The 8,395-nt window shown below is 75.4% G+C and carries 5 protein-coding genes and 1 pseudogene; 4 read left to right on the top strand and 2 right to left on the bottom strand.

All coding sequences use genetic code 11. From position 1 onward, the window contains the following. A partial coding sequence (locus AE652_RS04375) for an ATP-binding protein (RefSeq protein ID WP_049649780.1) occupies window positions 1-1,759 on the bottom strand: 1,759 nt, incomplete at its 3' end. 890 nt (window positions 1,760-2,649) lie between these two features. On the opposite strand from AE652_RS04375, the gene AE652_RS04365 reads away from it, so the two are divergent. From AE652_RS04365 to AE652_RS04355, 3 genes are all read left to right on the top strand, one after another. After that, a complete protein-coding gene (locus AE652_RS04365; RefSeq protein ID WP_369808264.1) occupies window positions 2,650-3,585 on the top strand; it encodes a B12-binding domain-containing protein in 936 nt (311 codons plus the stop codon). A 158-nt stretch (window positions 3,586-3,743) separates the two neighbouring features. Then, window positions 3,744-5,204: a deoxyribodipyrimidine photo-lyase gene (locus tag AE652_RS04360; RefSeq protein ID WP_063780052.1), complete on the top strand. Its 1,461-nt coding sequence runs from the start codon at window positions 3,744-3,746 to the stop codon at window positions 5,202-5,204. Beyond that, entirely contained in the window at window positions 5,201-6,694 is a 1,494-nt protein-coding gene (locus AE652_RS04355; RefSeq protein ID WP_049649778.1) for an SDR family oxidoreductase, read from the top strand. Before AE652_RS04360 ends, AE652_RS04355 begins: the two co-directional genes overlap by 4 nt. A 104-nt stretch (window positions 6,695-6,798) precedes the next feature. On the opposite strand, the gene AE652_RS04350 is transcribed toward AE652_RS04355, so the two are convergent. Beyond that, window positions 6,799-7,653: a class I SAM-dependent methyltransferase gene (locus tag AE652_RS04350; RefSeq protein ID WP_082345228.1), complete on the bottom strand. Its 855-nt coding sequence runs from the start codon at window positions 7,651-7,653 to the stop codon at window positions 6,799-6,801. Window positions 7,654-7,878: 225 nt separating this feature from the next. Between AE652_RS04350 and AE652_RS04345 the strand changes: the two are divergent. After that, window positions 7,879-8,395: pseudogene (locus tag AE652_RS04345) on the top strand (BTAD domain-containing putative transcriptional regulator); the annotation flags it as partial.

Raw genomic sequence — 8,395 nt, 5'->3', positions numbered from 1 at the left:
CGCCGAGCGGGCGCAGCTGGGCCAGCCCCTCGACGCAGTGGGCGCGGGAGGCGGACGGATCGCCGTCGGCGGCGGCGAGCAGGCCCAGGTGGAGCAGGGCCGTGCCGGCCAGCAGTGCGTCCCCCCGGTGCCGCGCCGCGGTCAGCACCCGGTCCGCCAGCGCGCTGCCGGGACCGGTCCGACCGAGCCGAAGCTCGGCCAGGGCGGCCTCCAACTCGACGCGCAGGGCCGCCGGTTCGTCGTCGGCTTCGCGGAGGAGCTCTGCCGCCCGAGTGAGTGCGGCGAGGGTTCGGGCGGGGTCACGGTCGAACCCGGTCAGGCCCCGCAGTCGCAGGAGTCGGGCCGCCGTGGAGGGGGCATCGGATGTGGTCCGACATCGGTCCGACTCGGCTGAGGCCGCCTCGGTCTCGTCCAGCAGGACAGTCGCCGACTCGTGGTCGCCGTCGAGCAGTCGGGCTTCGGCGCGGATCAGCGCCAGCCGGACGCGCGCCCGCTCGCCGGTGGCACTGGTGGAGCCGAGCAGCGCGGCGTCCCGGTCGGCCCAGGCCGGGCCGAGGCCGACGAGGCGGGCGTGGGCGAGCAACCGCTCCATCAGGTCGAGGGCCTCGGCAGTGAGCCCGTGGCCGGTCAGGGTGTTGACCGCCAAGCGGAGGTTGGCCTCCTCGACGCGCAGGGCGAGCAGGGCTGTCGGCTGGTCACCGGCGGCCAGCCGACGGCCGGCCCCGGCCGCGAGCCGGGCGTAGTAGCGCGCGTGGCGGAGCATGGGGGCGGTGAACCTGCTGTCGGCGGGCCGGGCCTCGGGCAGGCTGTCGAACGGCACATGAAGTCGCGTTTCGGTTGCACCGGCCAATCGGCCGGACGGCCGGTCCTCGAGCGTCAGCGACTGCCGACCGAGCAGGGCTTCGAGCGCCGCAGGGAAGGCGCTCGGCGTGATCCCGGACACCGCCCGAAGTGCCTCGGGTCCGAACCCGCCGACGAACAGCGGCGTGCAGGACAGCAGCCGCGCCTCGTCGGCGCCGAGCGGGCCGCCCCGCCCCGCTGGTCGCCTCGCCGCCCGGCCCGCCGGCGGGACGGCGGGCGAGGCGCAGGGGGCCACCCCGCCGCCCGGAATCCTGCCTCCTGCGGCTCCGTCTCCTCCCGCCCCGCCGAGTGCGGTCAGCACGGTGCCGATGCCCTCCAGTGCCGCCACCCGGGCCGCGACCACCAACGCGCCTGGCAGGCCCAGGAGTTCCACGCAGATCCGGCCTACGGCCTGCTGGTTCCGGGCGGTCACCGTGAAGCACGGGCTCCAGGCCTGTCGGGCGGCCGTGAAGACCTGGACCGAGGGGATGCGGCAGAAGGCGTCCAGGTCGATCGGTGACCAGTCCACGGGAACGGCCAGTGGGTCCACCCGGTACGCCACGTCGGCGCCGGTGGATGGCAGGCGACCGGTCGCGAGCAGCTTCGCCCCACTCGAGGCGCACCGGGCCAGCAGTGCCGGATACTCGTCCGGTTCGATCTGATCGACAGTCAGTAACGAAGCGGGGCAGGGAGTTCCGGTCGTGCCGCCCATCGCTCGGTACTGCTCGGCGACCGAGGACGCCAGCCGGGTCTTGCCGCTGCCCGGAAGGCCGTGCAGCAGCACGCCGGGCACGGTGGGGTCGGCGAGCAGCCGCAGCAGCTCGGCCGTCTCACGTGCCCGCCCGAACAGCTCACCCGCGAAGGCCCGGTGGTCCGCGGGCTCCGGCTGGGGGACGGTGGACTCGAACAAGCTGGTCATGGACGGCTCCAGGGCTGGCTCCACCTACGCGGCGCCCGTGCGCCGGCGGGATCGTCCGTACTGATGCTGGATGTCGGCCGCTGCCGGCGGTATCCCAGAGTTCTGGGATACCGCCGGGGGATCGCGGACCGCGGCGGTGTCCGCCGGGTGTTCGAGGGCGAGGGGCACGGGACTCCGTGGTGTCGTCTCCGCCGGGGCCGGCGGTGCCGCATCGTCCGGCAGGTCTGGTTCCCCTCGGAAAACGCTGCACAAACGATTCGACTGGGCCATCGGTGCTGAACCGCTGCACCGTGGCCGCGTGACCTCGCTCATCCGAACCCGTTCCGGCCTGGATCTCGGCGGCAGGCAAGTGCCGGGTGCCGCAGACCTGAGTCGTCTCCTGGACCTGTCGGCGCACGGCGACGAAGGCGCGTCCGAGGCGCTCCACCGTACGGCTGCCGCACCCGTGTACGGAGTCGCCTTCCACCCGCGGCCTCCGGTGGTCCGGCCCGTGCCGGCGTCCATCCGGGACGGGTGGACCTGCGCGCCGTCGACCGGGAGGCTGTGCGCGTGACCATCGGCCGACAGTTCCCCGCCCGGGAGCGCCCCGCTCCCGCGAGCCCGCCCACCGGGACGCCCGAGTGCGAGGCGTCGCCGTGCGCGGGCGTCTCCACTCCGGAGCCGGCCGAGCCGCACACGGCCCGGTCGGGCCGGAGCCCGCTGCCGGTCATCGCCGCCGTGGTGGTGTGCCGCGCGGGGTTCGCCGCGAGGAGGACCGCAGGATGGTGACCTCATCGGCCGGCCGAGGCCCCGGCCGGCGGATCGGAGCGCGATCCGGAGACCCGGACCCGGCACCCGAGCCGGTGGACCTTGTCGGGCTTCCGACCGGCCGCGTGGCTCAGCGGCTGGGTGTGTCACCCACGACGGTCCGCTCCTGGGAACGCCGCTACGGCATCGGCCCGGCCCATCGGGAGACCGGACACCACCGCCGCTGGAGCCCCCGGGACATCGCCGTCCTGGAGACGATGTGCCGGCTGACGGCACGCGGGGTGCCTCCGGGCGAGGCGGCGAGGGCGGCCCTGGCCGAGCGCGACGTCTCCGTACACGAGGACAGCCCGCGACGCGCTCTCCCCGAGCCGCGAACGGACTCACAGGGCGGCGAGCGGCTCGGGCACGGTCCGGGCGGAAGCCACGCCTCGCGGGTCAGAGCGGTGCGCCCTGAATGCCGGGGCCTGACCCGGGCGGCGGTGCGGCTGGACGGGCCGGAGGTCGCCCGGATCCTGCGGGAAGCGGTGGACGCGCTCGGGGTGGTCGACGCGTGGACGGAGGTCATGATGCCCGCGCTGCGCGCCGCGGGCCGCAGGTGGGCGGCGGACGGCGAGCAGTACGTCGAGGTCGAGCACCTGCTGTCCTGGCACGTCTCCAGCGCTCTGCGGGGCGTGGCCGTCGGCGGGCCCGCCGCCCGCCGGGTGAGGCCCGTCCTCTTGACGGCGACGCCCCTCGAACTGCACACCCTCGCCATCGAGGCCACGGCCGCGGCGCTCACGGAGCGCGGGGTCCCCTTTCGCATACTGGGCGCGGCCGTCCCGCCCCGGGCCCTGCTCGACGCCGTCCACCGGATCGGGCCGTCGGCCGTGATGATCTGGTCCCAGGACCAGCACACCGCGGACCGCGAGCTGGTGCGCAGGGTCGGCGACAGGGTGTGGGGCCCGCGCGGAGCCCGCGGCGGAGCCCTGGTCGTGGCCGCCGGTCCCGGTTGGGCCCGCGACCAGCCCCGGGTCGGCGCAGCCCGCCCCCGCACCCTCGCGGACGCCGTCGACCTCCTGGAGCAGGCCGTCACGGCCTGAAGTCCCACCACCGACACACCGTCCCGTCCCCTGTCCCGGGCCTGCTCGGCGCGCAACGGCCCGGCCGGGCCGAGTCCGAGGCCCGCACCGGCGGGTTCGCGCCCCTGCCACGCGCCGACACCCGACCACCCCGACCGCACTCCTGCGAGGCACCGCCCGTGACCGTCTCCATCGCCCTGTTCACCCAGGACCTGCGGCTGCACGACAACCCGGTCCTGCACGCCGCCCGCGCCGCGGCCGACCAGGTCGTCCCGCTGTTCGTCCTGGACCCCGCCGTCGAGGGCGCCGGGTTCGCCGCGCCCAACCGGCTGGCCTTCCTGGCCGACTGCCTCGCCGACCTGGACGCCTCGCTGCGCCGGATCGGCTCCCGGCTGGTCGTGCGCCGCGGCGAGCCCGCCGAGCAGACCGCCAAGGTGGCCACCGAAGCCGGCGCCGGGACGGTCCACGTCGCCGCGGGCGTCAGCGCCTTCGCCCACCGTCGCGAGGCACGGCTGCGCGCCGTGCTCGGCAACCGCCTGCACGTCCACGACGCCTCCGTGACCGTCCTTCCACCTGGGCGTGTCGCGCCGGCCGGCCGCGACCACTACGCGGTCTTCACCCCGTACCACCGCGCCTGGCGGCAGGCCCCCCACCGCAGCGTCCTGGCCGCGCCCCGGGTGATCCGCACGCCGGACGGCATCGGCAGCGAGAACCTCGTGTTCAGGGGCCCGCTCTCGCCTTCCCTGCCGCACGGTGGCGAGAGAGCGGGCCGGGAACTCCGGCGTCGCTGGGACGTCGACGCGTACGCCGACGTCCATGACGATCTGGCGGCCGACGCCACCTCCCGGCTCTCCCCGTACCTGCACTTCGGCTGCCTGTCCGCCACCGAACTCGTCGAGCGCGCCCTGCGGCACGACGGCGAGGGCGCGCAGGCCTTCGTCCGGCAGCTCGCCTGGCGCGACTTCCACCACCAGGTGCTCGCCGCCCGCCCCGACGCCGCACACCGCGACTACCGCGCCCGGGACGACCGCTGGCACCACGACGAGCACGAGGCCGAGGCCTGGCGGCAGGGCCGCACCGGCTACCCGATCATCGACGCCGGCATGCGCCAGCTCGCCGAAGAGGGCTGGATGCACAACCGCGCCCGCCTGCTGACGGCAAGCTTCCTCACCAAGTCGCTCTACCTCGACTGGCGGATCGGAGTCGCCCACTTCCTCTCCCTGCTCGTCGACGGCGACATCGCCGTCAACCAGCTCAACTGGCAGTGGGTCGCGGGCACCGGCACCGACACCCGCCCCAACCGGGTGCTCAACCCGCTGCGCCAGGCCGACCGCTACGACCCCACGGGCGACTACGTACGCCGATGGGTGCCCGAACTGGCCCACCTGCCAGGGCCGTCCGTCCACCGCCCCTGGCTCCTCGACGGAGACTACCCGCCCCCGATCGTCGCGCCCGAGGACCTCACGGCCCGGTTCCAGCACGGCCGGCCGGTCCTCCGCGCGGGCGAACGCCAGGACCGGCCGCCGGGCCCGCCGGTCCACCCGGTCGCGGGCTCCGGAAGCAAGGCGGGATCCTGGTCCCGTCGGTCCGGGCACCGGCCGGACCCGACACCCTTGACGTCGGACGAGGAGCCGAGATGAACGCCTTGCGCCCCGACTCGAAGCGCTGCCTGGTGACCGGCGCGAGCGGCTACATCGGCGGCCGTCTGGTGCCCGAACTGCTCGCGCGCGGGCACTCCGTGCGTTGCCTGGTGCGCGACCCCGACCGGCTGCGGGACCAGCCGTGGCGGGCCGACGTCGACGTCGTCCCCGGCGACGTGACCCGGCCCGAAACCCTCACGGCGGCCCTCGACGGCGTCGACGCCGCCTACTACCTCGTGCACTCCCTCGGCACCGGACCCTCCTTCGAGACCACCGACCGGGAAGCCGCGCGAGCCTTCGGGGCCGCCGCCGCGGCCGCCGGCGTCACCCGGATCGTCTACCTCGGCGGCCTCGTGCCCACCGCGGTGCCGGAAGCGGACCTGTCACCCCACCTGAGGTCCCGCGCCGAGGTCGGACGCATCCTGCGCTCCAGCGGCGTCCCGACCGCCGAGCTGCGCGCCGCCGTGATCATCGGCTCCGGCAGCGCCTCCTTCGAAATGCTCCGCTACCTCACCGAACGCCTGCCCGCGATGGTCACCCCTCGCTGGGTGTCGACCCGTATCCAGCCCATCGCCGTCCGCGACGTCCTGGGCTACCTCGCCGCCGCCGCCGATCTGCCACCCGAGGTGAACCGCACCTTCGACATCGGCGGCCCCGACGTCCTCGACTACCGGCAGATGATGCGGCGCTACGCCCGCGCGGCCGGACTGCGCCGCCGCCTCATCGTCCCCGTGCCCGTCCTCACGCCCCGCCTCTCCAGCCACTGGGTCGGCCTGGTGGCCCCGGTGCCGAACTCCATCGCCCGCCCCCTGGTCGAGTCCCTGCGCCACGAGGTCGTCTGCGGCGAGCACGACATCGCCGGGTGGGTTCCGGACCCGCCGAACGGACTGACCGGCTTCGACCAGGCCGTCACGCTCGCCCTGCGCCGCATCAAGGACGCCGACGTCGCCACCCGCTGGTCCTCCGCCTCCCTGCCCGGCGCCCCCAGCGACCCCCTGCCCACGGACCCCGACTGGGCCGGCGGCAGCCTCTACCAGGACATCCGGGAACGCACCGTCACCGCGCCGGTCACCGCCGTCTGGCGGGTCATCGAAGGCATCGGCGGTGACAACGGCTGGTACTCCTTCCCCCTCGCCTGGGCCCTGCGCGGCTGGCTCGACCGCGCGGTCGGCGGCGTCGGACTGCGCCGGGGCCGCCGTGACCCGGCCCGGTTGCGGGTCGGGGACTCCCTCGACTTCTGGCGGGTGGAGGAGATCGAACCCGGTCGGCTGCTCCGCCTGAGGGCCGAGATGCGCCTACCAGGGCTTGCCTGGCTCGAACTCTCCGTCACACCCGAGGGCGAGCGCGGGGCGCGCTACCGGCAGCGGGCCCTGTTCCACCCGCACGGCCTGGCCGGACACGCCTACTGGTGGGCCATCGCCCCGTTCCACAGCGCCGTCTTCGGAGGCATGGCCCGCAACATCACGGAACGCGCCCTCCGCGCCGATTGAACGGCTCTCCACCAGTCCTCGACCAGCCGCACGGCGGTCGAACCGGCCGGACGCCGGGACGCTGTAGGGGCCCCGGGCCCCGGGCGGCGGGCGTCGGACGGGCGTCACATCCGGCGGACGCGCAGGACGCTGGTCAGCATCGGGAGGGTGAACTCGCCGTCGCCGGTCTCCGGTCGGGCGGCGAGGTAGGTGCGGGTCGCCTCCAGGAGGGCCTCGCGTTCCTGCTCGGGCATGACCAGGACGCCGGCCTTGGTGGCGAGGGTCGAGACGAGGGAGTCGGCGGTGCGCCGCTGGCCGTGGGGGAACTCCGCCTGCTCGGGTGAGTCGAACCAGGCGTCGGCGCCGCCCGACGCGGGCAGGTGCATCCGGGCCGTCTCGGTGCGCCAGCTGCCGGGCACGTCGCGCGGGCCGATGGCGGCGGGGCCGGTGACCCTGGCGAGGCCGGCCACCCAGTCGACGCCGTCGTCGAAGACGTTCCACAGGCCGGCCAGGACGCCGCCGGGCGCGAGGACCCTGGCGATCTCGGGCCCCGCGGCGGCCATGTCGAACCAGTGCATGGCGTTGCCGGACACCACGGCGTCGACCGACCCGTCCGGCAGCGGGATCGCCTCGGCGCTCCCCTCCAGCGCGCGGACGTCCGGCAGTGTGCCGCGCAGTTCGGCCAGCATCGCCGGGTCGGGTTCGACCGCGACGACCTGGTGGCCCAGCGCGACCAGCGTGGCGGTGAGCTTGCCCGTTCCGGCGCCGAGGTCGAGCACCCGTGGGCCGGGCGCGGCTTCGAGCGCCCAGTGCACCGCGGCGTGCGCGTAGTCCGGGCGGTGCTCGGCGTAGGCGACCGCTGCCCGGCCGAACGACGAGCCATGCAGCCGTCGTTCGGCCTGCGCCGGCACCTGTCCGGTGGGCGCGTGGCCGCGGGTGTCGTCCCGGTGGTGCTCGGTGCTGTGGTCGGTCCCCGTCATCGTGGCTCCTCGTGGTCGGCGGGCTGTGCCGGGTGCACAGCGCGCGGGCGTCCGCCCGGGGTCGACCGGCCCCGGGGGCGCGAGCTATCGGTTCGATGTATCGGATCGATATATCGGGAGGGTAGGCGCTGCCGCCTTCCGGGACAAGGGACGAGGGACTAGGCCCACGTCCGCTGACCGGGGATCAGAACGGACGTACGGTCCGGTGATCGCTACCCTGACGCGGTGACGATCGAGCTGCGCGTGCTGTCCACGGTCTCCTGCCGGGGTGAGGAGGTCACCGCGCCCGGGCTGCGGGGGCTGCTCGCCCTGTTGGCCGGGGAGGTGCGGGCCGGGTGCGGCCGGGGGCGGCTGGTGGACGGGCTGTGGCCGGAGGAGCGGCCCGAGCGGCCGGAGAAGGCGTTGCAGGTGCTGGTGTCGCGGGCCCGGGCGAAGTTCGGGGCGGAGCTGATCGTCAGCACGCCGACCGGGTACCGGCTGGGGCTCGGGGAGGAACGGGTGGACGCCTCGGCGGTGCTGCTGCACGCCGCCGCCTGCGCCGAGAAGACTCGGGCCGGGGACCACGCCGGGGCGCTCGCCGAGGCCGAGGCGGGGCTGGAGCTCTGGGACGGGGACACCGCGCCCGCGGAGCCCGAGGGGACGGATCCGGTGTCCGCGCTGCGCGCCGAACGGGCCCGCACCCACCGGGTGTTGCGGCGGGCCCGGGCGCTCGCGCTGGCGCGCACCGGGCGGCACGCGACGG

The sequence above is a fragment of the Kitasatospora sp. MY 5-36 genome (assembly GCF_001182915.1).
Classification (GTDB): domain Bacteria; phylum Actinomycetota; class Actinomycetes; order Streptomycetales; family Streptomycetaceae; genus Kitasatospora.
The sequence above is the reverse complement of the archived record's forward strand: the minus strand, read 5'-3'. Positions and strand labels throughout refer to the sequence as shown.